Origin of the sequence: Arcobacter sp. CECT 8983 (assembly GCF_004118855.1) — a bacterium.
Lineage (GTDB): Bacteria > Campylobacterota > Campylobacteria > Campylobacterales > Arcobacteraceae > Halarcobacter.
This window is the reverse complement of the sequence record NZ_PDKF01000007.1, coordinates 123,139-147,959: the sequence shown is the minus strand read 5'-3', so window position 1 is coordinate 147,959 and position 24,821 is coordinate 123,139. Positions and strand designations below refer to the sequence as shown.

The window sequence follows — 24,821 nt, the reverse complement described above, 5'->3', positions numbered from 1 at the left end:
TATCTAAAAATGTTTTTGTGCTTCTTTATATCCTAAGTTAAAACAATTATTTAGCTCTTTAAAAGTAAACATTTTAAAGTGCCTTATTTTAGGGGAAGTAATATAGTGATTTGTATGTTCTATGCTATATTTTGCATTTTCAATTAGTTGTTTGAAGATTTTTCTTTTTATTCTCTTAATTGGATTGTAACTAGCTTTTTCATTTAGGATATTTTTACTAGGCATTACATCTACTGTATATATTTCATGTTTTAAATCAAGTAAGGGTTTGATAGGCATATTGTCAAATAAACCTCCATCTATTAGTTCCATATTTTTATATTTTATAGGTCTAAATAGAGGTGTTAAAGCACTTGATGCCATACAAAGTTCATGACTATCTCCTTTATCAAAATAGTAAAGCTTTTTTGATTTTAAATCATAGGCATTTATATATACTTTCTTTGGTAGGTCTTCAAGTTTTTTTATTGGAAGAAGCTCATTTAGTATTTGGTGTTTTGTATCTATTTTTAATAAACCTTTGTTGAGGTAATTAAATTTTAAAACTTGTTTGATGTCATTTGATGAGAAAATTTTTAGTTGTTCTTTTGCACTTATTCCACTTGCATGGGAAACTGAGATAATAGCTCCAATTGAGCTACCTGAATAAGTATCTATTTTAATATTTTGTTCTTCTAAAAACTGTAATACTCCAAGATGAAAAGCTCCCCTTGCTGCACCACCACTTAATACTAATCCTAGTTTCATTTATCTAGCCAATTTATGATTTTAAATTCTCCCTCTAAAGTTTCAACAACTGCAGTACAAGACTCAACCCAATCCCCACAGTTTAGATACTCTATTGTATCTATATTTCGTATCTCTGCTTTATGGATATGTCCACATATTATGCCATCATATTGTTTATGTTTTGCATGATTTGCAAGGGTATCTTCAAAATCAGTGATAAAAGAGACAGAGGATTTAACATTGTCTTTGACATATTTTGATAGTGACCATTTTGATTTGATTCCAAGCTTGTTTCTAAAGTAGTTTAAAAACTGATTTACGTTTAATAATAAGTCATATCCATAATCACCTAAGATAGCAAGCCATTTTTTAGTCATTGTTATTGAATCAAAGAAATCACCGTGTGTTATGAGATATTTTTTGCCCTTGATTGACTTATATTCCAACTCATTTTTTATATCCAAAGAGTCTCCTAATATCAAAGGAACAAAAGGTCTTAAAAACTCATCATGGTTACCAGTTATAAATGTAACCTTACAACCTTTTCTTGCTTTTTTAAGTATTTTTTGAATGACATCAGAATGGGTTTGAGGCCAGATAAACTTCCTTTTTATAGACCAACCATCAATAATATCACCAACTAAAAAAAGGTTTTCACTATCATTGTGCTTAAAAAAATCAAGCAACATTTTTGTATTTGAATGTTTTGTTCCTAAATGAACATCTGAGATAAAGATACTTTTATATTTCATAAAAAGAAGTTTATGCCATCTTGGTTACAAGTTAATAACATGTAATACCTTTGTAATTAATAGGTAATAAAATTTCAAAATGAATGATATAAAAGTATGTTTAGTAAGTGATACAGTATATGACTTAAACGGTGTATCAAGATTTATTCAAGACTATTGTAAAGAAGCAATAAAACATAAGAAAGATTTTTATGTGATAAGTTCAACTTCAAAAAGACATTATGAAGAAATAGAAAATATTTTTAATATAAAACCTATTTTTAAAATTAAAATGCCTTTTTATAACTCTTTAGATTTGGTTATTCCTAATTTTTCTAAAATAAAAAATAAAATCAAAGAGCTAAATCCTGATTTACTACATATCTCAACTCCTGGGACTGTTGGATTATGTGCTTTGATTAGTGCAAAACTTTTAAACATACCAGTTGCAGGAATATATCATACTGACTTTCCTTCATATATGTATAAAAATACAAAAAGTAAATTTATAAAGAAAATCACACTTATGTATTTGAAGCTTTTTTATAAAAGTTTTACTGCTTTATTTTCTAGGTCTTGTGAATATATAGATATCATAGAAAAGCAGTTAGCTTTTAAAAGAGATGATTTATATCTTCTAAAAGCAGGAATAAATATAGAAAACTTTGATAAATCCTATAAAAATGAGAATATATGGGAAAAGTATGATATTAAAGAAAATGATTTTAAAGTTTTGTATGTAGGTAGATTATCTGTAGAAAAGAATGTTGATTTGTTAATAGAACATTGGAAAAAGTTAAAACTAGAAAATGCAAAACTTATTTTAGTAGGGGATTTAGAGTTTGAGTTAGAAAGAAAAGAAGAGCTTAAAAATATAGTTTTTTTAGGAAGAAAACAAAAAAGGGAGTTATCTCAAATATATGCTTCAAGTGATTGTTTTATTTTCCCTTCTACAACTGATACTTTAGGTCAAGTTGTATTAGAAGCTTTGGCTTCCTCACTTCCTGTAATAGTTACAAATAGTGGTGGTCCAAGTAGTTTTGTAAAAAAAGAGTTTGGATATGTCATTGATATAAATTCATTTGATGAGGTGAAAAACTCTTTAGAAAAGTTATCAAAAAAAGATGATGCTTACTTCAAAAAATCATCAAATGCCTATGAATATATGAGAGATAAATCTATCTCTCATAGTTTTTTAGACTTTTGGGAAAAAAATAGATTATTCTGTAGAAATTCTATTTCTCATCCATAACAAAGTCTAAAACAATATTGTCTTTTTTTGCATTTATATGCTCATGGCATTTCTTTATATAAAGTTTATTTATTTTTGAAGAATAGGTATCTTCAATCTTTTCAAAAATAATTTTACTAGCAGCGAAATTTCTATCTTGATAGTGTTTAATAGCCTTTTCATAATCTTCTTTGATATCTTGGTATTTATTAAAATCTTTTGGTAAAAGTACTTCATAGAGTTTAATTGCAGTAGTTTTACCTTTTACTATAACCTTTCCTAAGTATTTTAAATGGTATTTTTGCTTTAGTGAGGTTTTTGTAGATTCAGTAATTAATAAATCAACACCAAAGTATTTACATAAACTTTCAACTCTTGATGTTATATTTACATTATCACCAATAATTGTATAGTCACTTCTTCCTTCTGAACCCATTTCTCCAACAACAGCAATTCCGGTATGAATTCCTATTCCTATTTGAATAGATAAATTAAAATCTTTTTTAAGCTCTTCATTTAGATTTTTTAATTTCTCAAGTTGAATAAGTGCACTTTGTACTGCTTTATCAGCATGATTTTCTATATCACATGGTGCATTCCAGTAGGCCATTATTGCGTCACCTATAAATTTATCAATTGTTCCTTGGTTTTGAATAATGACATCACTCATTGGTTCAAAATATTTATTAAGTACTTCAATTAGTTTTTGAGGAGATTTAAACTTTTCAGAAATATTTGTAAATCCTCTTATGTCACTGAAGAAAATAGTTAACTCTTTTTCTTTTGTTTTAAAATCATTATTGTCATTTGATAATAAATCATTAACAACTTCCAGTGAAACTTTTTTTGCAAACTTATCTTTTATAAACTCTTTTTGCTTTTGCTCTTTTTGATAGTTTATATAAAAAGCACTCAAGCTTGTTATAATAATTGATACTATTGGATAAAAAAGATTTAAAATAAGACCTTGAGAAAATAGTAAATAATAAAAGCATGAATAAAGAATAGTAGTTAATACAACAATAACAATTACTATGTTAATAGATGAAAGGAAAAGTAAAGATACACCTAAAATTACAGTTAAAATAAATATGATTAAAATATCAATGGCTTTGCCAAATGTTGGTTCATATAAGAAGTCACCTTTTAAAATGTTATCAATCATGTTTGCATGTATCTCAACTCCTGGCATGGCTAAGTCATATATTGTAGAACGTAAATCCGCTAAAGTAGTAATAGAAGTTCCTATTAAAATAAATTTTCCATTTATATCATTTTTGTCAAAGTTGCCATTTAAAATATCTAAAAAAGAGATATATTTAAAACTTTTTTTTGCCCCTCTAAAATTTATTCTCATAAAACCATGTTTATCTGTTGGTATATCTATATTTGAAAGTTTTACCCCTGAAATAGCATAGTTATCTTGAACTATTTTTACATTTTGTGTATTACTTGCAATATTAATCATTTCAAAGACTAAAGAAGGATAGATCTTATCTTTATGTTGCAGTAATAATGGCATTTTTATAATCTTTCCTTGTTGATCATTAAAAGCATTAAAAAATCCAGAAGAATAAGCATTCTCTTGTATAGGAGAAATACTTGTAACTACATTTTTAAAATTTAAAAGATGAGGTGATGAGTTAGGTGTAAATTTTGTAACAGGAGTTGGTTTGGAATTTTTTGATAAATCTTTTGTAAAATAATATCCTAATATAGTAGGTGTTTGAGAAATAACAGCAGCTAAAAGTTGATCATTATCTCTAAATTCACCCTTTACATTTAGTTTTCTTGACATATAAGAAGGAGAACTTCTATCTGCTTCTGAAAATATAATATCAACACCTATAATTCCAGCACCTGCATTTGTAAGATTTGCCAAAACTTGTGCCATATAGTCTCTACTAAAAGGCCATTGTCCAAGTTGATTTATTGATTTTTCATCAATATCTATTATTACTACTTTATTTGTAGTGGGAATTTCCCCTCTTATTTCAAAAAATATTTCTCTAATTTTTTCATCAAAATTACTAGTTACTTCATCAAAATTTAAATAACTAAAAGTGAGTAGTATGAAGGATATAAAAAAGAATAATAATTTATGTCTAATAAGAAATTTCATTGCTTATGATATAATATTTGTACTAAATTATTGTTTGAGAGGCAAAAAATGAAAAAAATTATAATTGGACTTTGTTCTCTTTTTGTTCTAAATGTATTTGCAGATATGATTCATAGTAGTGGAGATGTTTATATAAATGGCAAAAAAGCTACAAAAAATAGTGTTGTAAAACTTGGAGATTTTGTAAAAACTGGTAAAAAATCTAAGATAAAATTTAATATAGGCAAAGATGCTTTTTTAGCAAATTCTGATACAAAATTTTCAATAGAAGAAAAGGGTGGATTAAAAACTCTTAATGTAGTAACAGGTGGTGTTTTAGCAGTGTTTGGTGAAGGTGGAGATAAGCATGAAGTTAAAACAGAAAATATGACAGCAGGTATTAGAGGAACTGGTGTTTATGTACAACATAAAGATGGGAAATCATATTTTTGTACTTGTTATGGAGAAACAGAATTAAAAACAGCAAAAGGGCATAAATTTTATGAAGCAGCTCACCATGAAATGGATTGGGTTTTAGCAGATGGTACTGTAAAACCTGCAAAAAAACTAATAGACCATAATGATGATGAGCTTAGAGAACTTGAGGCTATGGTAGGAAGAATTCCACCTTTTGATAAATAATAAATAGCTATTAGCAATTAATTATTTGCTAATAGCCCTTCTTTTACTTCCTTATAAATCTTTTCCCCTTCAAGAAGTTTTACTATTTCAAGTGCAAACTCCATAGCTGTTGCTGGCCCTCTTGATGTGATTACGTTTCCATCTTTTACGACATTTTGATTGCTGATATAATTTTCTGGAACTATTTTTTGCTCAAAACTTGGATAACAAGTATAGTTTTTATTTAAAACTTCTGCTTTATGTAAGGCATATGGTGCTGCACAAATAGCTGCTATATATTTATCACTTGCTTTAAACTCTTTTAAAAGTCTTTGCACATGTTCATTATCTGCGAGTGTAAAGGCATTTGGTAATCCACCTGGAAGAACTATCATGTCGAAGTTATTTTCTTTAATATCTTCAACTTTACAATCTGCGCTTACTTTTACTTTGTGTGCTCCTATTGTTTCTAAAGCTTCAACTCCTGCAATAACTACTTCTATCTCTGCTCTTCGACAAACATCTATTATTGAAATTGCTTCAATCTCTTCAAAACCGTTTGAAATTGGAATTACTATTTTTGACATATAATCTCCTTGTAGATTTTTATTGTACTAAAATAAAACAAATTAAATTACTAAATGCTGAAATAAGGAGCTTTCAAGAATTTATAAGCTGTTTTTAAATAAAATTTATGCAATTATAAAAAGGGGATTTTATGCTTAAAACTTTCGCTAAAGCTTGTCTTGCTACAGCAGCAATTAGTTTATTTTCTGGATGTGTCGCTCATTCGTCTATAAATGGGGCTACAGGACAAAAAGCACAATCAGTAGATGCAGAGAATGAATATACTGTAATCAAAGAAAACAACAAGGTTCAAGTTACTAAGGAGCATATGAAAATAGCTCAAGACTTACAATATAATGTGATTAATCAAAGAACATTAGAAGGTTCAATCAACTCTCTTGCTACTCAAATGATGAGAAATAAGAAAATGAATACTAGCAAACCTGTTCTTATTACGTCTTTTGTTAGATTAGACAATTTTAAAAAGACTACAGAGTTTGGAAGAATTGTAAGTGAAAGTATGATTAATGAGATGTCAAATAGAGGCTTCAATGTAATTGAATATAGAGGTCAAATGGCAGTTTCTATTAATGAAAAAGGTGAGTACTTTATTACAAGAAACCCTTATAAATTAAAAGATGAAATTCCAAATACATATGTTGTAGTTGGTACTTATTCAAGACAATTTGGTAAAGTGATTTTAAATGCAAGAGTAATTGATAATATTACTGGAAGAATTATTTCAAGTGCAAGAGCAACGTATTTACACAATAGAAGAAATGATTGTATTCTTTTTAAAGATTGTAAACCAGCAAGAACAATTAAAATCATTCAAGAAAAATAGAGATTTATGATAAAGGCTTTTTTACAAATAAGTAAACTAATAATATTAGTTTCAATCCCTCTTTTTTTATTTACTTCTTGTTCATTAAAGAAGATGACAGGAAGTGAAGACCTTCCATCTTTTATGGAAAATATAGCTAAAAAAGCTCCTAGTAATCATAAAAAAATTACAGGTTCAAATGATTTTAATTCATTAGTAACAAATCTAATTAAAAAAACTTCAGCTAGACTTGATAGATATATACTAGATGATGATGTTGTTTTAGTATCAGACTTTGTAAATATTGATAAGTTAGAAAATAGGTCAAAATTAGGTTTTTTATTATCTGAACATTTAAAAGATGCTTTATTAAATAAAAATATTATAGTAAGACAAGTTGAATTAAGTGAAAATTTCTCTTATGGACAACATGGCTTAAATCTTTTAACAAGAGAACAAAGAGATATTACTAATAAGACAGTTGATGGTAAGTTTGCTGTTGTAGGTACATATACAATTACAACAGAGACATTGATTGTATTTATAAAATTAATTGATGTATCAAATGGAAATATCTTAGCTTCTGCTAGTTCTAGTACTAGTGTAGATGATGAGATATTAGAGTTAGAAGGAATAAAGAAAGAAAGACAACTTTCTTTACCTCCTAGAGTTGTTTTATAAAATATCTTGTATTAAAAATTGAGGGTTTATCTGCCCTCTAAACTCATTTTTATTTACTGATACAACTAAATCAATAGTTGGTTTATCAAATTTTTCATCACAATAAAACTTAATAGCTTCAAATAAAAAACCATCACTATTTAGTGTTAGTTTTGTATGATTTTTATCTTTTCCAAAAAGTTCAGCTTTTATGATTTGTGAATTTGAGATTTTAAATATTGGTCTATGGTTTTTTAATCCATATGGCTCAAACTGCTCAATGATATTTAAAAACTCAATATCTACATTTGATACATCGAGCTCACCTAAAACATCATGTTCTATATGTAGGTCCTCTTTATGCTCTTCAAGGGATTTATTTATTCTATTTTTAAACTCTTCTAGATTTTTTGCTTCCATTGATAAGCCAGCCGCATTTTTGTGTCCACCAAATCCAAGAAGTAAATCAGAAGCTTCATTGATAATAGTATGCAAATTTATATTTGCATTTGCCCTTGCACTTCCTTTTGCAATTCCATTATTGATAGAAAAAATAAAAGCAGGCTTTTTAAAGGCATTAGAAAGCTTTGAAGCAACGATTCCAATAACACCTTCATGCCAATCTTCTCCCCAAACTATAACGGCGTTTTCTTCAGGATTTGTTGCATTAGTTGCTTTTTTTGAAATCTCTTCTTGAAGATTTTTTCTAAAACAGTTTAACTCTTCTAAAAGTTGTAAAGCATCATTTGCTTCATATTCAGAAGAGGCTAATAAAAAATTCAATGCAATAGAGGCATCTTCCATTCTTCCAGCACTATTTATTTTAGGGGCAATTGTAAAACCAACATCATCTGATACAAAAATCTCTTTTGAAATCATTTCATTGATTTTTTTAAAGGCAGGTCTTGATGATGTTTTAATTTTTTTAAGACCATGCTTAACCATAGTATAGTTAAGATTTGTCATTGGCATAATATCTGCAATAATAGCTATACAAAGTAAATCAAAAAACTCTTCAAGATTTACCTTTGCATTTATCTCTTTTTTTACTGCTGCACAAAGATACCATGCAACTTGTGCTCCACAAATATCTTTAAAAGGAAAAGTACAATCTTCTTGTTTAGGGTTTATTATTGCATAGGCTTTAGGAATTTGTTCACCAACTGTATGGTGATCAGTAATAATTAAATCAATACCTTTTTGCTTTAAAAGGTCAGCTGCACTACAGGCTGAAATTCCATTATCAACAGTAATAACTAAACCTTCCTCAATTAAATCAACAATTTTAGGGCTTAGTCCATATCCATGTTCAAATCTATTTGGAATAATATGATTTACTTTTTTACCTATTCTTTGGAAGAAATCAACAATAATAGTTGTTGAAACAACTCCGTCAACATCATAATCACCAACAATAGTTATTGTTTCATTGTTAAGTAAGGCTTGTTTGATTCTTTGTGAGGCTTTTTTTATATCTTTTAAACTATTAGGGCTAGGAATATTTGCAAGGCGAGAATAAGGGTTATTCTCGTGTCTTGCGCTTAATAGTTCAAAAAGTCTTTGTTTTGTAACCTTAGACATTAAGCTTTTTTATTTGCTTGTTTTACGAACTCTAAGATTATAGGGTTTGGTGTCTCTAAGTGAGAAGTAAATTCTGGGTGGAATTGCACACCAACAAACCAAGGGTGATCTTTGATTTCAACTGCTTCAATAAGACCATTTGATTGTCCAGAAATAATCATCCCTGCTGCTTCTAATCTCTCTTTATAAGCTGGATTAGCTTCATATCTATGTCTATGTCTTTCATAGTACACTTCTTCATTTCCATATGCTTTTTGTAAATTTGTTCCTTTTAATGGCTCAAAAGGATATTCACCAAGTCTCATTGTTCCACCCATTGGTGATTCATGAGTTCTTAATTGTTTGTTACCACTTTGATCCATAAATTCATCAATTAGATAAATTACTGGCTCTTGTGCATTTTCATCAAACTCTACAGAGTTTGCATTTTCGATTCCAAGTACATTTCTTGAGTATTCAACAATTGATAGTTGCATACCAAGACAGATACCTAAGTAAGGGATTTTATTCTCTCTTGCATACTTAATAGCAGAAAGTTTTCCTTCAACACCTCTGTGTCCAAATCCACCTGCAACTAAGATTGCATCTGAGTTTCCAATAACTTCATATGCTCCATTATCTTCAATTCTCTCACTATCACACCAGTGAATATTTACTTTAGTATTTAAGTGTGCTCCTGCATGAATTAATGACTCGATTAAAGATTTATATGACTCTTTTAAATCTAAATATTTACCAACAAATGCGATTGTTACTTCATCTTGTGGTACAAGAATATTTTTAACTAAAGTATCCCATTTTTCCATATTTGGTTTGATTTTGATGTTAAAGTGTTCTGATAAAGGAGTTAAAATCCCTTCTTTAATAAAGTGTAATGGAACTTGATAAATTGATTGTGCATCACCTGCCTCAATTACTGCATTTCTATCAATATCACAAGATAATGCAAGTTTCTCTTTTAAATTTTTTGGAAGCTCTTTTTCTGTTCTACAAACTAACATGTGTGGAGTAATACCAATTCTTCTTAACTCTTGAACTGAGTGTTGTGTTGGTTTTGTTTTTAATTCACCTGCTGCTTTAATATATGGAATTAAACTTACATGGATATTCATAGTATTTGTTTTAGGTTGTTCATGTCTAATAGCTCTAATTGCTTCCATAAATGGAAGACCTTCAATATCACCAACTGTACCACCAAGTTCGATGATTAAGAAGTCATGCTCATCTGCAGCATAATAGATTCTATCTTTGATTTCATCTACAACATGAGGGATTACTTGAATAGTTTTACCTAAATAACCACCTTCTCTTTCTCTTTTAATTACACTTTGATAAACTTGTCCTGTTGTAAAAGAGTTTTTAGCTGTAAGTGTTTTGTCAATAAATCTTTCGTAGTTTCCTAAATCCAAATCAGTTTCTGCTCCATCTGCTGTTACAAAAACCTCTCCATGTTCTAGTGGACTCATTGTTCCTGGGTCAACGTTTAAGTATGGGTCAATTTTAAGCATACTTACCTTGAACCCTGATTGTTTTAAAATTGTTGCAATAGATGCAGAAGTAATACCTTTACCAAGTGAACTTAGTACTCCACCAGTAACAAATATGAATTTAGTCATTAATAGCTCCATGAATTAAATAAATAGTAAAATATTTCGCGATTATAGCTAATATGAGGTTAATAAGTATTTAAGTAAAAAGAGGACATTAACCTCTTTTTACTTATTTTAGTTTGTCAGCTCTTGGGTAAATAAATACAGCATCTCTAATTACTGATACTCTATTTGGTTCGTCAACAGCAAAAGCTCTTAGTTTTACCGAAATAGGTGTATCTTTTGTATTATCGTTTACAAGAACTTTATCTGTTTCAAGTACTACAACTTTTTTTCTAAGTTTACCAGCACCTAATTTGAAAGGTGAAAATCTTTTAATTACAATATCATCGTGATTTAAAACTTCTAGATTATAAGTATGTGTTTTAGAATCAGTATTTTGGAATAACAGTAAGAAGTTATTTGAAACTACATTATTTTCTTTTATTTTATATAATTGAGTAGTTTTATTTACATTTAAAAGCATATACTCTTTTTTACCACCCATTACAAATAGAAGCCCAATAACCACAACTAATGCAATAGTGTACATAATAGTTGATTTTCTTACAAACTTAGTTGGCTCATTCTGTTTAATATCTCTTGTACTTGTCCATTGAACAAGTGATTTTTTACCAAGTTTTCCCATAACAGTAGTACATGCATCTACACACTCTAAGCAGTTGATACATTCAAGTTGTAAACCTTTTCTAATATCAATATGAGTAGGGCAAACTGTTACACATGCTTCACATGTAGTACATTCATTTGATTCTTCAGGTAAGTCTTTTTGTTTGAAAATTATTTTTTCTTTATTTTCATTATAGATATGACCACCTCTATTTGTAGAGTAAATAGCTTGGTATGTGTCATCATCATAAAGTACTGATTGAACTCTTGAATATGGACATACATAAACACAGAAATCTTCTTTTAGCCAAATTACATCATAAACTAAAAAACCTGCAATTGCTAAAACAAAACCAATTAAAAACCAGTGTTCAGTTGGATTTAAAATATAAGCAAGAAAGTCTTCAGGTGGAACAAAATACCACATGAAATCAGCTGCAGCAACTAAAGCAATAATAGTCCATAAGATAATTGCTACAACTCTTTTAGCTGCATTTTCTGCTTTTGACCAGTTTGGTTCTTTTTGTTTGTTTTTGATTCTTCTAAGACCTAAAAGTTTTGACTCAATTAAATCCCTATAAATAACCCTAAATATAGTTTGAGGACAGGCCCAACCACACCAAGCTCTACCTCCAATAGCCGTTACTGCAAATATCCCTAAGAATAAAAGCATAAGTAAAAATGGCATTAAATATAATTCTTGCATATCAAATGCAATACCCATAAGATGAAGTTGTTTCTTATCAAATGATAATAAGAATATATGATTACCATCTATTCTTATAAATGGAACAGCTAAAGCAACAATAGTTGCAATGATATATGCGTAATATCTTTTGATTCTATATGGTGTTTTATTTAAAACAGCGGCATTTTCTTCCATAATATATCCTAAATCTTTTTTTTTATTCTATATAAATCTCGCTTATAATAAGCATAAACTATTATAAGCTGATGTTATAATAAAGAGTAAAATTAATAATCAATTTTAATCACTCTTATAATTGATGCAAGCTTTGATGAATTTTTTAAAAATATTTCTGTGTTTTTTTAAGTATATTAAATATTCTGGATGCCATTGCAAAGCAAGTAAAAAAGGGTAATCTTTTTTTTCAACAGATTCAATAATAGATTCATGTTTTGATGAAACCTCTAGGTCTTTTCCTACTTTATGGATTGCTTGATTATGGATACTATTAATTACTATTTCATCTTCTTCTACTGCTGAGTGTAAAGTTGTGTCTTTTTTAACTTTTGCTTCTTTTATTGGGAAGATAGAGTTTTGATGTATTAGATATTCATCTAAGTCAAGTATTTTTGCATAAAGGTTTCCTTCAAAATAGATATTGATTAATTGAGCTCCTCTACAAATACCAAGAATAGGAAGTTCTTCTTTATAGGCTTTATCAATCATCTCTAATTCAAAGGCATCTCTTTTTTTATCTAGTTTTGTATTATGAGCATCTTTATTTGCTCCATACAAAGTTGGATCAATATCACTTCCTCCACTTAAAATTAAACCGTCTAATTTTTTGAAATCAATATTTTTTTTTGAAGGTCTTAACCTAACACAAGAAGCCTTTTGAAGTTTCAAGTTTAATTTTATAAATAAATATGCAAAAAAATTGCCTTTGTCGGGTAAGCAAATACCAACTAATGGTTTAGCCATGACTCTACTTTCCCATGCCAAGTTGTTAGATTAATAATATTATCTAAGTGTGTTAAATACTCTTTTGATAAAAATTCTAATGATTCTTTATCATTTGCAAGATTTTCAACAAGAATCCATCTATTCCACTCTTCTGAAATCTCCCATCCTTCATTACCTATCATAGAGTTTGATAATCTATAATGAAAGGCAGGTCTTGGTTTGATTTTTTCCTTTGGAAGCTTTGCTCTTACTTTATCTTCATTGATAAAAGCTAAAATTGGAAGAAGATCAAGGGATCTATTTCTTGTTGGGTTAAATTTTAAATAGTCTTCAATAAATTCATCAATAGAAGGATTGTATGATTTATCTAATACATGTTTGATATAGTCATTTTTAAAGTTATCAATAAAAGGTGTTATTTTTCTTGCTAAGTCTATTTTTGCATCTTTATTTATATAGTTTTGAAGTATTAAATATGCTCTTGTATAACTTAGTAAGCTTTCAACTTCTAAAGAAATAACTTCTACGTTAATATGTAAACCAAAAGCATAATATATTTTGTGTTTAGTCCCTTTTGCATGATTTTTTGCTAATTCTTTTATTATGCTATGTATTATTGATACTTCATCTAAAGGAAGAGGTGGGGTACTTATTTCATAGGGAACTATATCTTTTGAAAGATCTCCAATCATTTTTTCAATATTTTCAATATCTTTTTCTTTTATGTTTATGCCTACTTTATTAGATAAATCTTTTGCATTCTTTTTAATTTTTTGTTGTGTTAAAAGTTCAAAATCAAGTTCAAGTGTAAAATCACCATATTTTGAAATGATTTTATACAGATAATTATTTATTTTTTTTACATTGAAATCAAACTTTTCTTCTAAAATAGATAAAACATCTTTTATATCGATATTTGCAAATTCAAGTTCAAATCCAATATGTCTAATCTCATCTTTGTAATTTTTTGTTACCTTTGGTTCTAAAAAGTTATTCATAAAACTATTTCCTTTTTTCAATATCTTTAATTGTATTTATAGCAGCTGGTAAAAGAGTTTCACTTAATGCAGGATGTATATAAAGCATCTCTTTTAAGTGTCTAATATCATTGTCAATATGCATTACTGTTAATACTTGGTGAATCATTGTTGAACTTTGTGGTCCAATTATATGACAACCAAGTATTTTATAACTATTTTTATCAACAATAAGCTTTGTAAAGGGATAATCTATTTTCATAGCTTCTGCTTTTGCACTTGCTTCCCATGAAGTCTTTGATACAACAAAATCTAAATTTTTTTCTTTGGCTTGTTTTTGTGTAAGACCAACACTTGCAATTTCTGGACTAGTAAATACGGCATGTGGCATATATTTAAATTTTAAAGGTTCTTTTTTATCTTCAAATAGAATTTTATAAAGATAATTCATTTCATATGCTGCTGCATGTTGTAGCATATATTCTCCTGCTGCATCTCCTACAACATATACTCCTTTTGCATTTGTTTCAAAAAATTCATCTCTTTTTATATAACCTCTATCATCAGTTTCAATACTTGTATTTTCTAGTTTAAGGCTTTTTGCATTTGATTTTCTTCCTATTGCATATAATAAGGCTTCACTTTTATACTCTTTTGTACTTTTGTCTTTACTTTCAAGAGTGATTTCAAAAGAACCATCTTTGTATTTAGCATCTTTTACAGTAGTATTAAACTCTATATCAATATTTTTGCTAAACTCTTCTTTAAAGGTTTTTTGAATATCTTCATCTTCATTTGATAGAAGTTCATTCCCTCTTACTAGAAGTTTTGTTTTGATTCCTAAAGCATCAAAAACATTTGCTAGTTCACAGGCAATAAAACCTGAACCAACAATAGAAATAGAAGAGGGTACTCTTTCTAATGGAAATATATCATCACTTGTCCATGCACCTTCAATAAGAGCTTCTTTTGGCGAAGTTCCCGTTGCTATGATGATTTTTTCTGATGTTAGTTTTTCATTGTTTACTTCAACTACATTATTTGAAAGAAAATATCCTATGCCTCTATATAAATCGACATTTTCATTTAAGCGAGATTTGTAATCTTCATCCACACTATCAATAAATGAGTTATTGTCTTTAAAAATTTTTTCTACATCAATATTTTCTATTTTACTTAATATATAATGTTTTTCAGAAGCTTGGATATTTCTTACAACATCTGCATATCCAATTAGAAGTTTTGATGGGACACATCCTCTGTTTGCACATGTTCCCCCTAAACTTGATTTTTCAATTAGGGCAACTTTTTTTCCAAGGCTACCTATTCTTTTTGCTAAATAAGAGGCTCTTCCTCCTCCAAGTATAATCGTATCGTAAGTCTTCATTTCTTCTCCCTTTAAATAGAGATATTTTATTTATTATAGAATAGTTTTATGAAATCAGACTTATTTTTGAACTAAAACAAAAAAATAATGATTATTTATACGAACTAGCAGTATTCTTTGTATGGATGTAGTTTTCTTTGTTTTTTATTTCAAGGGATGAAAATAAGTGTAAAACTAGATTTGATTTAATTTTTTGTTCATATGCAATATATACATATCCAAATGATTTATATTGTTCTTGTGATTATACTTTTAATGATTATCTCTGTGAAGTTTTTGAAAGTATAAAACACTTTCTTAAATCTAACGGTAGGCTAATAATTAATTTTAGAAATTTTTATAATCCGAAGAAGAAAGCAAAACGAGAAAGAATAATTTATAAAAAAGAAAAAATTGAAACTAAAGAAAGAGTAAATGTTAGTATATATTTGTCAGGAGCTGTTAATTTTCCAGATTTTGCACTAGAAAGTATTGCCGAACATTTTGGTGTTACTATAGATTATTTAAAAGGAAGACAAAAAGAGTTACCAATGAGATCTGTTCCTATTAACTCAAGTGATGATTTTAAAACAAAAATAGTAATACTTGACGATGAGGATACTCTTTCAAGATTAACAATTCACAAAGTGCATAGAATAATAAATCCAGAGGCAAACAATAGAGAAGCTATACTTAAAATGATTGGAAGATAATAATTAATAATATTTTGTTATAATTTTTATGTAAACTAAAGGACTAAAATGAAAACAATAACATTTATATCTCTATTAACTATATTGACAACTTTTTCTTTAGCTAAAGAGTCAAAAATATTATCCTCTGAAAATGGAAGATATGTATTAGGACAAATTTCTGAAATGAGGGCAGACCAATATCTATTAGATACAAAAAATGGAAAAGTATGGAATATTGTAGCAGATAAAAATGGCAATAAAAGCCTTGAACCAATTGAAATTCTTGATTTTTACTATGATGATAAAAGTAAAAAGATGCTTCCAGTTAAGCTGTATCAACCAATAAAAAATTAAATGAAAGAATTAATTGTTATACCAGCAGTCTTTGCTTGTGTGTGGTTTAGTTCTATGTTGTTTTTTGACCAAGTTGTTTATAAAATCAACCCTGAACTAGATGAGAAGTATGCGAAATATATATCTATAACATTAGGTTTGATTTTTGGCGTTGGTGCCTTTTTCTTTGGTGGTAGTGGACAACCTTACTTATTAGATGAGTATAATTAAAAGGAAAACACATGATTAAATTAATCTTATTTTTATCACTACTTTATTGTTCATTATTTGCAAATGGTCTTGAAGGTATGCTTACAAAAGGAGATATTGGTAACTTAGAGGGAAAAACAACACAAATAAAATCAAAAAACTTCTACTATACAATCAATTTTAATGAACATTCAAACAATGCAAAAGTAACTAAAGCATCATTGAGTATTAAGGAAGGTGCAAGCTCAGAATCATATACAGGAGCAATAAATACACTCAACAGTATTAAGCAGGGCTATAGATATTCTATGATGGAGAAAAGAAAAGAAGAAATTGAGAATGCTAAGGAAGAAGCACTAAGAAAAGAACACGAAACAAAAATGCTTCCATATTTAAAATTTCATGGTTATCCAAAAGTAGCTCCGGTAAAAGAAGATTTAATTATTAGCTTTAAAATAGATCCAAAAACAAAAGATTTAAAAAATTTCAGATTTGTTGAAAAATCAAGATTTGAAGAAGTAAATAATACTTTCTACGATGCAATAAATGAAGCAAGATTTGATTATATACTAAACTACCCCAATGAAACAATTACATTGAAATATAGACTTAAATATAAAAGATGATTCTAGACAAACTATATTAAATAATTCAAGGAGAAAAGATGAAAAAGACAATATCTCTTTTATCTGTATGCACTATTATTTTTTTTAGTGGATGTGCAAAAATAAATGAAGATATAATGATAGAAAATACACCAGAAAAGCAAGCTCTTATTTTGAATCAATCATGCGAGATAAAATTGAATAAGCTATCCGAAGAGGTTTTGCCAAATGGATCAATTAGATATGGTGCCTTACACAAAGGACAATATATAAACATGACACTTAATACATTTAAATATGATTCTTCTAGATATTATCTTGATTCAGAAGGATATTTTAAAATATTAAGAAAAAACGGATTTAAAATAAAAAGAAAGGAAGTTAAAGGAGAGCTTTACTTAGTTGAATTTTCTAATAGTATAGTTAAGCATCTTGCAACAAGGGGATTATCAAGTTTTATAGTTCTAACAAGCACTTCACACTCATTTTTTGATATTATAAAAAAACAATGTATCACTAACAAAAACTAACATCTTCCTTACTTTTAGGGAAGAGATAATTTTACTTTATAAATCTATTTTACAACAACTTCATAGTGACTGTTTCCAAACTTATTTTCATCAGGTTTGAGTTTTAGAGGAAATAGGAATTTAAAAGTATCATCTAGATTATTACTCATAAATCTAGGGATGATACTTTTATTTTGTGACATGCTAGATTATAATGTCACTATCCCTTTTTTATTTTTTGAATTAATATTTATATACATATGAATAATATCAATTGCAGCTGGTGTAACACCTGATATCTCACTTGCATTAAATAGTGTTGGTGGCTTAAATTTTTCTAACTTCTCTGTAACTTCATTTGAAAGACCTGGAATTGATTTGAAATCAAAGTTTTCAGGAATCTTCATCTCAAGCATTTTCTTCATTTTTTCTATTTGTTTCTTTTGCTTATCAACATATCTATAATATTTTGCTTCTACTATAATTTGTTCTTTTAAATAACTCTCTGTATCTTTGAATGAAGGAACTAACCTATCAAATTTTTCAGCAGTTATTGTATTTCTTCCTACTAAGTCAATAAGTTTTGCTCTATCTTTGATTTTATCTTCATCAATTTCTTCTAATAATTCTAGATTCTCTTTTTTAGAAGTAAACCATTGCTCAGCCATAAATTCAACAGCTTCATCAATAACTTTTCTTTTGTTTTCAACTTTTGCATTTTGTTCATCAGTAATTAATCCAAACTCATGACCATAAGCAGTTAGTCTTAAGTCAGCACTCTCTTCTCTAAGTAAAAGTCTATACTCAGCTCTTGATGTAAACATTCTATATGGTTCATTTGTTCCTTTTGTAACTAAGTCATCAATTAAAACACCAATATATGCTTCATCCCGTCTTAGAACAAATGGTTCTTTACCATCAATTGCAAGACAAGCATTAATTCCAGCCATTAAACCTTGTGCTGCTGCTTCTTCATAACCAGTTGTTGCATTGATTTGACCTGCATTATAAAGGTTATTGATTTTTTTAGTTTCTAAAGTATGTTTTAACTCTGTTGGATCAACATAATCATACTCAATAGCATATCCATATCTAATGATTTTTGCATTTTCTAGTCCAGCAATTGAATGAATCATTTGCTTTTGTACATCAATAGGAAGTGAAGTTGATAACCCATTGATATAATATTCTGTTCTCATTTCTGTTTGTGGCTCTAAGAATAGTTGGTGTCTATCTCTATCAGCAAATCTATTTACTTTGTCTTCAATACTTGGGCAATATCTAGGACCTGTCCCTTCAATTTGTCCTGTAAACATAGGTGCGCGGTGGAAGTTTCCTGAAATAGTACTGTGTGTTCCTGTGTTTGTATATGTTATAAAACATGGATATTGAGTAGGGTTAAACTCATCCTTATTTGTTCTAAAAGAAAAAGGCATTGGTTTTTCATCTCCACCATGCTCTTCCATTACTGAAAAATCAATTGATGCAGTATCTATTCTTGCAGGAGTTCCTGTTTTTAATCTTCCTACATTTAGTCCTAATTCTTTTAATTGGATAGATAGAGTTGAAGAAGGTAGTTCCCAAGCTCTTCCTGCATCATAAGTTTTTTCACCTATGTGAATAAGACCTCTCATAAAAGTACCTGTTGTAAGAATTACTTTCTGAGCAAAAAACTCTTCTCCAAGTTTTGTTTTTACACCATAAACTTCATTTTCATCTTTTATTAGTAAAGATTCTACTTCATCTTGATAAACTTCTAAGTTAGGAGTATTATGACAAACTTTTCTCATGTACTCTCTGTACTTGTCCATATCAATTTGTGCACGACTTCCTTGAACTGCTGCACCTTTTGAAGCATTTAAAACTCTAAACTGAATACCTGTAGCATCAGTACAAAGTCCCATTTCTCCACCAATAGCATCAATTTCTCTTACCAAGTGACCTTTTGCAAGTCCACCAATTGCAGGGTTACAGCTAGCTGCTCCAATTTGTTCAACAAGCATAGTAATTAGAAGAGTTTTTTTACCCATTCTAGCACTTGCTAAACAAGCTTCGATTCCAGCATGACCTCCACCTACAACGATTACATCATATTTCATCATAGTCCTTTTTGATGAAATCTCTTAGATAAATGTTTTCTTCCACTTATCTAAAAGATTTACATTAATAAATTTTCGCTATTATAACAAATTGATATTATGGAATACTTTATATTACAAATTAATATTTAACTAACTTTTATAAATACAAGGATATTTTTTGTTTACTGGTTTAATTCGAGAAATGGCAAAAGTAGTAAGCCTTCAAAACAACTTTCTAACACTAAAAGCTAAATACTCTCCAAAAATTGGAGATTCTGTTGCTGTAAATGGTGCTTGTCTTACTGTTGTTAGATTTACAAATGATACTTTTACTGTAGAGTTATCTCCTGAGTCTCAAAAGATATTAGCAATGGAAAACTATAGAGGTGAAGTTCATATAGAACCTGCGATGATGATGGGGGATAGATTTGAAGGTCATATTGTCCAAGGGCATGTTGATTGTTTAGGGACTATTAAAGCCATAAAAAAAGTTGGAAATTCAACAGATTATATAATTTCTCTACCAAGTGAATATGCAAAATATATTATTCCAAAGGGAAGTATTACAGTTGATGGAGTCTCTTTAACTGTAAATGATGTTTTAGAAGATTCTTTTAGATTAACTATTATTCCTCATACAATCGAAAATACATTATTTAAAACATACAAAGTAGGAACAAAAGTAAATCTTGAGACAGATATGTTTGCTAGATATATTTATAACATGTTTAGCAATGGTAAAAAAGATGGTCTTACTTGGGATAAAGTAGATTCGATTATGGCTAATTACTAGAAGTTTTTTCTTCTACTTTTTTATCTTCTTCTTTAGCTTCAGGATTTAGTTGCTTTTTTTTGTAAATAAAGAAATACTTTTGAGTTAAAACTTTTGCATAAGGTTCTATTTGAACTTCTTGCATATCTTGCATTTTTTTGATACCCACAACTTTTCCTACTTTTAATCCTTCAAAGAAAATATTATCCATACCAGAAGTTACAACTTCGTCTCCTACTCTTATTTTGTACCAAATAGGGATATATTTTGCTATTAATAGGTGTTTGTTTTTTGATTTATGAATAATACCAGGAGCTTTGGTATTTCCCACAAAGATTGAGTAGTTACATTTGTCATTACCATTTAATAAAGCCTTAGCTCTTCCATCTTGATTTACTACAATTCCTGCTGCAAAGCCATTTGAAATAACTCCTAAAATAGAGTCATCTTCTTTTTTGTAGTCAATCCAAACTTTTGTAAAATCATCAAATTTTACATAAGATAAAACTTTAGTAAACTTAATATCATCTCTTGTGTTTTTTGTTATACTAATTGCATCTAGAACTGAATGTAGTTCATTGTTTGAGGCTAAATATAATTCTTTATAGTTTTTAAGTTCTGCATTTTCTTCTTGAAGTTTACTTATTGTTGCAGCTTGATTAAAATATTTTTCAATATTGTTTTGTACCTTTACTGCATTATTTACATACATCTTTTTCAGTGTTGTAAGGGGATTGAAGTTTCTAGCAATTAGCTGGTCTATCTCAAAGATATAACCTAAGCTAACTGCTATAAAAAGAAGAAAGAATAGAAATTTATTCATTAGTTATTAGTTTTAATAATGCAGCCTGATCTAATACATTGCTTGTACCATAAGCAACAGCTAATAATGGCTCTTCAGCAACTTTTACTGGAAGTTTAATTATATCTGCTAAATATTTATCTAAACCTCTAATTAGTGCTCCTCCACCTGTTAAAATAACACCATTATCAACAACGTCACCAGCTAAATCAGGTGGCATGTCTTCTAATACAGATCTTACAGCAGAAACGATTTCTCTAAGAGGTTCTTTTATTGCTGTTCTAACACCTTCACTACCTAATTCAATAGTTGAAAGTAATCCTGAGTTATCTCTACCTTTTACTTTGATTTTTAGTTCAGTATCAAGTTTAATAGCAGTACCAATTTCGATTTTGATATTTTCAGCTGTTCTTTCCCCAATATAAAGGTTGTAGTTTTGTCTAACATAATCAATAATTGATTTATCAAACTTATCCCCAGCTACTTTAATTGATTTAGAAAGTACAAGTCCACCAAGTGAAGTTACACCAATCTCCGTAGTACCACCACCAATATCAACAACAACATAACCAGATGGATCTGATACAGGAATACCAGCACCAATTGCAGCTGCCATTGGTTCTTCTACTAGGAATACTTCTCTAGCTCCAGCACTTAAAGCTGATTCTTTTACTGCTTTTCTCTCAACTTGCGTAATTCCATATGGAATACAAATAATAATTCTTGGTCTGATAAATGATTTTCTTGCATGTGCTTTTTCAATGAAATATCTAATCATTCTTTCAGTCATTTCAAAGTCAGCAATAACACCATCTTTCATTGGTCTAACCGCTTGAATATTTAATGGTGTTTTACCAATCATTTGTTTAGCTTCTTGTCCAACTGCAAGAATCTTATCTTTTCCGAATCTATCATTTTGTACTGCAACAACTGAAGGCTCATTGATAATGATACCTTTTCCTTTTACAGAAACAATTGTATTGGCAGTACCCAAGTCAATTGCCATGTCACTTGAAAACAGACCTATTAGTTTATCTAATAACATACTCTTCCTTCTTTTTTAAGCTATTTTTGGTTCTTTTTTATTTGTCACAACATCTTTAGTTATAGTAACAGTTTTATTTTCATAAAGAGGTAAATCATACATAATATCAAGCATGATATCTTCTAAAATTGATCTAAGTCCTCTTGCTCCTGTTTTTCTTTCAATTGCAAGTTTAGCAACTTCTTTTAAAGCTGCTTTATCAAACTGTAACTTAACATTATCAAGTTCAAATAGTTTTATATATTGTTTGATAAGTGCATTTTTTGGTTCAGTTAAAATATGAATCATATCATCTTCAGAGATTTCATTTAATGTTGCAATCATATGAAGCCTACCAATTAGTTCAGGAATAAGTCCATATTTAACTAAGTCGTGAGCTTCTACATTTGAGATTAAATCTTTTTCTTCTTTTGCACCAGTTTTCTTTTGGTTAAATCCAAGTACATTTGCACCTTGTTTTTTCTTAACAATCTCTTCAAGACCATCAAAGGCTCCACCACAAATAAAAAGAATATTTGTAGTATCAACTTGAACTGCATCTTGTCCAGGATGTTTTCTTCCACCTTTTGGCGGAACATTTACAACTGAACCTTCTACTATTTTTAAAAGTGCTTGTTGTACACCTTCTCCTGATACATCTCTTGTGATTGATCTATTTTCACTCATTCTTGCTACTTTATCAACTTCATCAATAAAGATAATACCTGTTTCAGCTTTTTTCACATCTCCATTTGCAGATTGTAAAAGTCTTGTGATTACATTTTCAACATCATCACCAACATAACCAGCTTCTGTTAAAGATGTAGCATCGGCAATAGCTAAAGGAACATCAAGATATTTTGCAATTGTTTGTGCTAATAAAGTTTTACCAGAACCTGTAGGTCCTATTAATAAAACATTTGATTTGTTGATTTCTGTATCATCATCAATTTCATCTTTTCTAAAAATTCTTTTGTAGTGATTGTAAACTGCAACAGATAGAACTTTTTTAGCTTTATTTTGCCCAATGATATAATCATCTAAAATCTCTTTTATTTGAGCAGGAGTTCTAAGTTTTATCTGCTCTTTAATTGAAACTTCTTCAGTGTCACTATCATCATTTAAAGGAGCGCTTCCTGTCATTATTTCATGTGCTGCAGTTACGCAAGCTTTACAAATAAATGCATTGTCTCCAGCAATTACAGGATTGGTTTCGCTATCTTTTGAACCACAAAAGTCGCATATAATCTCTTTACTCATTAATTACTCTCCTGTCTTTCTATCAAAAGGAATTCCTCTTGTTGTATTTAAAACAAAGTCACACATTGTTTTTGCATGTTCATTGTTTGATTCTTCTAAGTACTCTTTTGCAGAGTCTTTTATGGCATTTGAACTTCTAAATAAAGCTTTATAGGCTTTTTTTATTTCGTTTATATCTTCTTTATTTTCAAATCTTCTTCTAAGACCTGTTAGGTTTAAACCTTTTATTTTAGCTCTATTCCCTTCTGCTAAACAATAAGGAGGGATATCTTGTGTTACAACTGAACCACCAGCTATCATAGAACCAGTTCCTATTTTACAAAACTGGTGAATTGGTGTCATTCCACCAATTACAACAAAATCATCAATCTCTACATGTCCTGCTAAAGTTGCGCAGTTAGCAAAAATACAATTACTTCCAATGATACAATCATGTGCAACGTGAACATAACCCATAAATAAGTTATTACTTCCAATTACAGTTTTTGAACCACCACCTTGAGTTCCTGGATTAAATAGAGTGTATTCTCTAATTTTATTATTGTCCCCAATTATTAATTCTACATCTTCCCCATTAAATTTTAAGTCTTGGGGAATTGTTCCTATTGAAGCATGAGAAAAGATATGATTATTTTTACCAATTGTAGTTTTACCTTCAATAAGTGTATGAGAATCAATAACTGTACCATCTCCAATTTTTACGTCTTTACCAATAATTGTATATGCACCAATAGTTACATTTTCACCTACTTGTGCACCTTCTTCAATTATTGCAGTTTTGTGAATATTATTCATTTAAATTCCCAACTATTTGTCAACTACCATTGCTTTTAATTCTGCTTGAGCAACTAACTTATCATCAACATAAGCTTTTCCATCAAGTACAATTAAAGTACCTTTTAATTTAATGATATCAATTTTATATACTAATTGATCACCTGGTTTAACAGGACTTCTAAATTTTGCTTTATCAATGCTCATAAAATAAATAACTTTACTTTTTAATTCTTCATTTGAAAGGTCATTACTTTTAAGGGCAAGTACTCCACCTGCTTGAGCCATACCTTCTAAGATTAATACTCCTGGGTAAATTGGATGTCCAGGAAAGTGTCCCATAAATGCAGGTTCACTAATAGAAATATTTTTAAATCCCTCTATACTTTTACCTTTTTCCATTTCTGTAATTCTATCTACAAGTAAAAAAGGATATCTGTGAGGTAATATTTCTTGTATTTCATTTATATCTAGCATTCTTATTCCTATAATTCAAGTT

General features: G+C 29.0%; 26 protein-coding genes. 10 read left to right on the top strand and 16 right to left on the bottom strand.

The features are described from left to right. Positions 1–3: 3 nt before the first annotated feature. Both CRV01_RS08860 and CRV01_RS08855 read right to left on the bottom strand, forming a co-directional pair. Entirely contained in the window at positions 4–747 is a 744-nt protein-coding gene (locus tag CRV01_RS08860) for a patatin-like phospholipase family protein (RefSeq protein ID WP_129007848.1), read from the bottom strand. Continuing rightward, positions 744–1,481, bottom strand: coding sequence for a UDP-2,3-diacylglucosamine diphosphatase (locus CRV01_RS08855; RefSeq protein ID WP_129007847.1), 738 nt, complete (start codon positions 1,479–1,481; stop codon positions 744–746). The genes CRV01_RS08860 and CRV01_RS08855 overlap by 4 nt, the downstream gene beginning before the upstream one ends. A gap of 79 nt (positions 1,482–1,560) precedes the next feature. Here CRV01_RS08855 and CRV01_RS08850 point away from each other — a divergent pair, with 79 nt between their 5' ends. Beyond that, positions 1,561–2,712, top strand: coding sequence for a glycosyltransferase (locus CRV01_RS08850; protein WP_129007846.1), 1,152 nt, complete (start codon positions 1,561–1,563; stop codon positions 2,710–2,712). Here the strand turns inward: CRV01_RS08850 and CRV01_RS08845 are convergent. Continuing rightward, positions 2,696–4,813: a CHASE2 domain-containing protein gene (locus CRV01_RS08845; RefSeq protein ID WP_129007845.1), complete on the bottom strand. Its 2,118-nt coding sequence runs from the start codon at positions 4,811–4,813 to the stop codon at positions 2,696–2,698. The genes CRV01_RS08850 and CRV01_RS08845 overlap by 17 nt on opposite strands. A 48-nt stretch (positions 4,814–4,861) precedes the next feature. On the opposite strand from CRV01_RS08845, the gene CRV01_RS08840 reads away from it, so the two are divergent. Further along, positions 4,862–5,434 (top strand): FecR domain-containing protein, encoded by a 573-nt coding sequence (locus tag CRV01_RS08840; protein ID WP_129007844.1) that lies wholly within the window; start codon positions 4,862–4,864, stop codon positions 5,432–5,434. A 17-nt stretch (positions 5,435–5,451) separates the two neighbouring features. Here CRV01_RS08840 and CRV01_RS08835 read toward each other — a convergent pair whose 3' ends face one another. After that, positions 5,452–6,000 carry a DJ-1 family glyoxalase III gene (locus CRV01_RS08835; RefSeq protein WP_129007843.1) on the bottom strand — a complete coding sequence of 183 codons (549 nt, stop codon included), beginning with the start codon at positions 5,998–6,000 and terminating at the stop codon, positions 5,452–5,454. Positions 6,001–6,131: 131 nt separating this feature from the next. On the opposite strand from CRV01_RS08835, the gene CRV01_RS08830 reads away from it, so the two are divergent. Both CRV01_RS08830 and CRV01_RS08825 read left to right on the top strand, forming a co-directional pair. Beyond that, a complete protein-coding gene (locus CRV01_RS08830; RefSeq protein WP_164970037.1) occupies positions 6,132–6,824 on the top strand; it encodes a FlgO family outer membrane protein in 693 nt (230 codons plus the stop codon). Between the two features lie 6 nt (positions 6,825–6,830). Beyond that, positions 6,831–7,484 carry a FlgO family outer membrane protein gene (locus CRV01_RS08825; RefSeq protein ID WP_258238369.1) on the top strand — a complete coding sequence of 218 codons (654 nt, stop codon included), beginning with the start codon at positions 6,831–6,833 and terminating at the stop codon, positions 7,482–7,484. On the opposite strand, the gene recJ is transcribed toward CRV01_RS08825, so the two are convergent. The 6 genes from recJ to CRV01_RS08795 all read right to left on the bottom strand — a co-directional run bounded on the left by recJ (position 7,479) and on the right by CRV01_RS08795 (position 15,278). Beyond that, positions 7,479–9,044 (bottom strand): single-stranded-DNA-specific exonuclease RecJ, encoded by a 1,566-nt coding sequence (gene recJ / locus CRV01_RS08820; protein WP_129007842.1) that lies wholly within the window; start codon positions 9,042–9,044, stop codon positions 7,479–7,481. The genes CRV01_RS08825 and recJ overlap by 6 nt on opposite strands. After that, entirely contained in the window at positions 9,044–10,660 is a 1,617-nt protein-coding gene (locus tag CRV01_RS08815; RefSeq protein ID WP_129007841.1) for a CTP synthase, read from the bottom strand. The genes recJ and CRV01_RS08815 overlap by 1 nt, the downstream gene beginning before the upstream one ends. Before the next feature lie 103 nt (positions 10,661–10,763). Then, the gene (gene ccoG, locus CRV01_RS08810) at positions 10,764–12,146 is read right to left on the bottom strand and encodes a cytochrome c oxidase accessory protein CcoG (protein ID WP_129007840.1); all 1,383 of its coding nucleotides are present in this window, start codon (positions 12,144–12,146) and stop codon (positions 10,764–10,766) included. Between the two features lie 105 nt (positions 12,147–12,251). Further along, complete coding sequence (locus CRV01_RS08805; protein ID WP_129007839.1) at positions 12,252–12,932, bottom strand: gamma-glutamyl-gamma-aminobutyrate hydrolase family protein; 681 nt, start codon at positions 12,930–12,932, stop codon at positions 12,252–12,254. Continuing rightward, entirely contained in the window at positions 12,917–13,912 is a 996-nt protein-coding gene (locus tag CRV01_RS08800) for an amidoligase family protein (RefSeq protein WP_129007838.1), read from the bottom strand. Before CRV01_RS08800 ends, CRV01_RS08805 begins: the two co-directional genes overlap by 16 nt. A gap of 4 nt (positions 13,913–13,916) precedes the next feature. Further along, positions 13,917–15,278 (bottom strand): NAD(P)/FAD-dependent oxidoreductase, encoded by a 1,362-nt coding sequence (locus CRV01_RS08795; protein WP_129007837.1) that lies wholly within the window; start codon positions 15,276–15,278, stop codon positions 13,917–13,919. A gap of 137 nt (positions 15,279–15,415) precedes the next feature. Here CRV01_RS08795 and CRV01_RS08790 point away from each other — a divergent pair, with 137 nt between their 5' ends. From CRV01_RS08790 to CRV01_RS08775, 5 genes are read left to right on the top strand one after another with little or no spacing between them, the layout of a single operon-like run. Then, a complete protein-coding gene (locus CRV01_RS08790; RefSeq protein WP_129007836.1) occupies positions 15,416–15,970 on the top strand; it encodes a hypothetical protein in 555 nt (184 codons plus the stop codon). Positions 15,971–16,018: 48 nt separating this feature from the next. Then, the gene (locus CRV01_RS08785) at positions 16,019–16,306 is read left to right on the top strand and encodes a hypothetical protein (RefSeq protein WP_129007835.1); all 288 of its coding nucleotides are present in this window, start codon (positions 16,019–16,021) and stop codon (positions 16,304–16,306) included. A gap of 54 nt (positions 16,307–16,360) precedes the next feature. Further along, positions 16,361–16,516 carry a hypothetical protein gene (locus tag CRV01_RS13735; protein WP_164970036.1) on the top strand — a complete coding sequence of 52 codons (156 nt, stop codon included), beginning with the start codon at positions 16,361–16,363 and terminating at the stop codon, positions 16,514–16,516. Positions 16,517–16,527: 11 nt separating this feature from the next. Further along, positions 16,528–17,121: a hypothetical protein gene (locus tag CRV01_RS08780; protein WP_129007834.1), complete on the top strand. Its 594-nt coding sequence runs from the start codon at positions 16,528–16,530 to the stop codon at positions 17,119–17,121. A 38-nt stretch (positions 17,122–17,159) separates the two neighbouring features. Continuing rightward, positions 17,160–17,630 (top strand): hypothetical protein, encoded by a 471-nt coding sequence (locus CRV01_RS08775; RefSeq protein ID WP_129007833.1) that lies wholly within the window; start codon positions 17,160–17,162, stop codon positions 17,628–17,630. A gap of 188 nt (positions 17,631–17,818) precedes the next feature. Here CRV01_RS08775 and mnmG read toward each other — a convergent pair whose 3' ends face one another. After that, entirely contained in the window at positions 17,819–19,708 is a 1,890-nt protein-coding gene (gene mnmG / locus CRV01_RS08770; RefSeq protein ID WP_129007832.1) for a tRNA uridine-5-carboxymethylaminomethyl(34) synthesis enzyme MnmG, read from the bottom strand. A 160-nt stretch (positions 19,709–19,868) separates the two neighbouring features. Between mnmG and ribE the strand changes: the two genes are divergently transcribed. Further along, entirely contained in the window at positions 19,869–20,483 is a 615-nt protein-coding gene (gene ribE, locus CRV01_RS08765; protein ID WP_129007831.1) for a riboflavin synthase, read from the top strand. Here ribE and mreC read toward each other — a convergent pair. From mreC to fabZ, 5 genes are read right to left on the bottom strand one after another with little or no spacing between them, the layout of a single operon-like run. Then, on the bottom strand, positions 20,473–21,285 hold the full coding sequence (mreC, locus tag CRV01_RS08760) for a rod shape-determining protein MreC (protein ID WP_129007830.1): 813 nt from the start codon (positions 21,283–21,285) through the stop codon (positions 20,473–20,475). The two genes, ribE and mreC, sit on opposite strands and share 11 nt — an antisense overlap. Continuing rightward, positions 21,278–22,309 (bottom strand): rod shape-determining protein, encoded by a 1,032-nt coding sequence (locus CRV01_RS08755; protein WP_129007829.1) that lies wholly within the window; start codon positions 22,307–22,309, stop codon positions 21,278–21,280. Before CRV01_RS08755 ends, mreC begins: the two co-directional genes overlap by 8 nt. Positions 22,310–22,324: 15 nt before the next feature. Then, positions 22,325–23,548 carry an ATP-dependent Clp protease ATP-binding subunit ClpX gene (clpX, locus tag CRV01_RS08750; protein WP_129007828.1) on the bottom strand — a complete coding sequence of 408 codons (1,224 nt, stop codon included), beginning with the start codon at positions 23,546–23,548 and terminating at the stop codon, positions 22,325–22,327. A gap of 3 nt (positions 23,549–23,551) precedes the next feature. Further along, positions 23,552–24,343 (bottom strand): acyl-ACP--UDP-N-acetylglucosamine O-acyltransferase, encoded by a 792-nt coding sequence (gene lpxA / locus CRV01_RS08745; RefSeq protein ID WP_129007827.1) that lies wholly within the window; start codon positions 24,341–24,343, stop codon positions 23,552–23,554. Between the two features lie 12 nt (positions 24,344–24,355). Continuing rightward, positions 24,356–24,799 (bottom strand): 3-hydroxyacyl-ACP dehydratase FabZ, encoded by a 444-nt coding sequence (gene fabZ, locus CRV01_RS08740; protein ID WP_129007826.1) that lies wholly within the window; start codon positions 24,797–24,799, stop codon positions 24,356–24,358. Positions 24,800–24,821: the final 22 nt, after the last annotated feature.

Coding starts and splice junctions, on each gene's coding strand:
- CRV01_RS08835 (WP_129007843.1), bottom strand. CDS start 6,000: ATGTCAAAAATAGTAATTCCAATTTCAAACGGTTTTGAAGAGATTGAA.
- CRV01_RS08845 (WP_129007845.1), bottom strand. CDS start 4,813: ATGAAATTTCTTATTAGACATAAATTATTATTCTTTTTTATATCCTTC.
- ccoG (WP_129007840.1), bottom strand. CDS start 12,146: ATGGAAGAAAATGCCGCTGTTTTAAATAAAACACCATATAGAATCAAA.
- recJ (WP_129007842.1), bottom strand. CDS start 9,044: ATGTCTAAGGTTACAAAACAAAGACTTTTTGAACTATTAAGCGCAAGA.
- CRV01_RS08830 (WP_164970037.1), top strand. CDS start 6,132: ATGCTTAAAACTTTCGCTAAAGCTTGTCTTGCTACAGCAGCAATTAGT.
- clpX (WP_129007828.1), bottom strand. CDS start 23,548: ATGAGTAAAGAGATTATATGCGACTTTTGTGGTTCAAAAGATAGCGAA.
- CRV01_RS08815 (WP_129007841.1), bottom strand. CDS start 10,660: ATGACTAAATTCATATTTGTTACTGGTGGAGTACTAAGTTCACTTGGT.
- mnmG (WP_129007832.1), bottom strand. CDS start 19,708: ATGAAATATGATGTAATCGTTGTAGGTGGAGGTCATGCTGGAATCGAA.
- CRV01_RS08800 (WP_129007838.1), bottom strand. CDS start 13,912: ATGAATAACTTTTTAGAACCAAAGGTAACAAAAAATTACAAAGATGAG.
- CRV01_RS08860 (WP_129007848.1), bottom strand. CDS start 747: ATGAAACTAGGATTAGTATTAAGTGGTGGTGCAGCAAGGGGAGCTTTT.
- CRV01_RS13735 (WP_164970036.1), top strand. CDS start 16,361: ATGTTGTTTTTTGACCAAGTTGTTTATAAAATCAACCCTGAACTAGAT.
- CRV01_RS08850 (WP_129007846.1), top strand. CDS start 1,561: ATGAATGATATAAAAGTATGTTTAGTAAGTGATACAGTATATGACTTA.
- CRV01_RS08805 (WP_129007839.1), bottom strand. CDS start 12,932: ATGGCTAAACCATTAGTTGGTATTTGCTTACCCGACAAAGGCAATTTT.
- CRV01_RS08840 (WP_129007844.1), top strand. CDS start 4,862: ATGAAAAAAATTATAATTGGACTTTGTTCTCTTTTTGTTCTAAATGTA.
- CRV01_RS08785 (WP_129007835.1), top strand. CDS start 16,019: ATGAAAACAATAACATTTATATCTCTATTAACTATATTGACAACTTTT.
- mreC (WP_129007830.1), bottom strand. CDS start 21,285: ATGAATAAATTTCTATTCTTTCTTCTTTTTATAGCAGTTAGCTTAGGT.
- CRV01_RS08755 (WP_129007829.1), bottom strand. CDS start 22,309: ATGTTATTAGATAAACTAATAGGTCTGTTTTCAAGTGACATGGCAATT.
- fabZ (WP_129007826.1), bottom strand. CDS start 24,799: ATGCTAGATATAAATGAAATACAAGAAATATTACCTCACAGATATCCT.
- CRV01_RS08780 (WP_129007834.1), top strand. CDS start 16,528: ATGATTAAATTAATCTTATTTTTATCACTACTTTATTGTTCATTATTT.
- CRV01_RS08775 (WP_129007833.1), top strand. CDS start 17,160: ATGAAAAAGACAATATCTCTTTTATCTGTATGCACTATTATTTTTTTT.
- CRV01_RS08855 (WP_129007847.1), bottom strand. CDS start 1,481: ATGAAATATAAAAGTATCTTTATCTCAGATGTTCATTTAGGAACAAAA.
- CRV01_RS08795 (WP_129007837.1), bottom strand. CDS start 15,278: ATGAAGACTTACGATACGATTATACTTGGAGGAGGAAGAGCCTCTTAT.
- CRV01_RS08825 (WP_258238369.1), top strand. CDS start 6,831: ATGATAAAGGCTTTTTTACAAATAAGTAAACTAATAATATTAGTTTCA.
- lpxA (WP_129007827.1), bottom strand. CDS start 24,343: ATGAATAATATTCACAAAACTGCAATAATTGAAGAAGGTGCACAAGTA.